This window comes from Rubritalea sp. (assembly GCF_039830215.1).
GTDB lineage: Bacteria > Verrucomicrobiota > Verrucomicrobiia > Verrucomicrobiales > Akkermansiaceae > Rubritalea.
Map to the genome: position 1 here is coordinate 1 of NZ_JBDOPO010000041.1, position 1,510 is coordinate 1,510.

At 42.7% G+C, this 1,510-nt stretch carries 1 protein-coding gene and 1 pseudogene; both read left to right on the top strand.

Annotated features, from left to right (window positions below; genetic code table 11):
- On the top strand, positions 1-841 hold an 841-nt coding region (locus tag ABGY95_RS01035), incomplete at its 5' end, for a GDP-mannose 4,6-dehydratase (RefSeq protein WP_347439820.1).
- A gap of 36 nt (positions 842-877) precedes the next feature.
- A pseudogene (locus ABGY95_RS01040) lies at positions 878-1,510 on the top strand (methyltransferase); the annotation flags it as partial.

Here is a 1,510-nt window from a genome sequence, read left to right on the forward strand (position 1 = left end):
TAGTTTTGAGGAGCCTGAATATACCGCTAATTCAGATGCTTTGGGTCCGCTCCGTATCCTAGAGGCGATTAAGCTTCATGGATTAGAAAAGAAAGCTCGTTTTTATCAGGCAAGTACTTCAGAACTCTATGGCCTCGTCCAGGAGGTACCACAAAGAGAGTCCACACCATTTTACCCGCGTAGTCCCTATGCCGTTGCGAAATTGTACGCTTATTGGATAACAATTAATTATAGGGAAGCGTATGGAATATATGCGTGCAACGGTATTCTATTTAATCATGAATCACCGTTGCGGGGGGAAACATTTGTTACCCGCAAGATTACGCGGGCGCTTTCCAGAATAAAATTAGGCCTTCAAGACTGTCTATATCTGGGCAATCTAGATGCTAAACGTGATTGGGGGCATGCAAAAGATTACGTTGAAATTCAATGGCTTATGTTGCAGCAAGATCAGCCGAGAGATTTTGTTATTGCAACGGGAGAGCAATATAGCGTGCGTGATTTTATAAACATAGCTGCCAAGGAATTGAAAATGGATATCTGTTGGGAGGGGGAAGGAAAGGATGAGAAAGGCTATTGGATAGGCGGTTCTTCGAAACCAGACGGCAATAATTTAGATGAAACCGCGCCGATAATTTCTGTCGACCCGCGCTATTTTAGGCCAACTGAGGTAGAAACTCTATTAGGAGATGCATCTTTAGCAAAAGAAAAACTAGGCTGGGAGCCTCGTATAATGTTTCGTGAGCTCGTCTCAGAGATGGTTCGTGAAGACTTGAAGCTAGCTGAAAAAAATGAACTAGTTAAGCGACATGGATTTAAAACTCTCTCTCATAATGAGTAAAACCTTCCTCAAAACCTACAATTCATAGGGTATTGGATGTATAAGACGATTAGAAATTGCCGTATTTGTGGGAATAGCAATTTGATATCAATCATGGATTTAGGAACTCAGGCTCTAACTGGTACGTTTCCTGCCGCGCGGGAGGAACCTGTCTTTTCTGGTCCAGTCGAGCTGGTTAAATGTGCTGGAGATAGTTGTTGCGGGCTCGTGCAGTTACGGCAAAGCTACAATGTTAACCTCATGTATGGTGAAAATTATGGTTACAGATCTTCTCTTAACGCTAGCATGGTTAATCATTTGCATTCAAAGGTTGAAAAAATTCTAACTAAGAAAATTCTGACGGATGGCGATCTGGTGGTAGATATCGGCAGCAGTGATGGAACCACTCTAGGCGCCTATCCGGGAGGTGTATTCAACCTAGTAGGCATTGATCCATCAGGGGAGAAATTTCTTGAGCACTATCCGCAAGGGGTTAAGCTTGTACCAGAATTTTTTAGTGAAAAGATCGTTAGTGAGATTGCTAGTGGAAAAAAAGCCAAAGTCATCACTTCATTCTCAATGTTCTATGATTTGGAAGATCCTGTCGTATTTGCTACAGAAGTTGCAGCATCGCTAGAGGATGAGGGCATTTGGGTCTTTGAACAGAGTTATCTGGCAGCTATGCTTGAG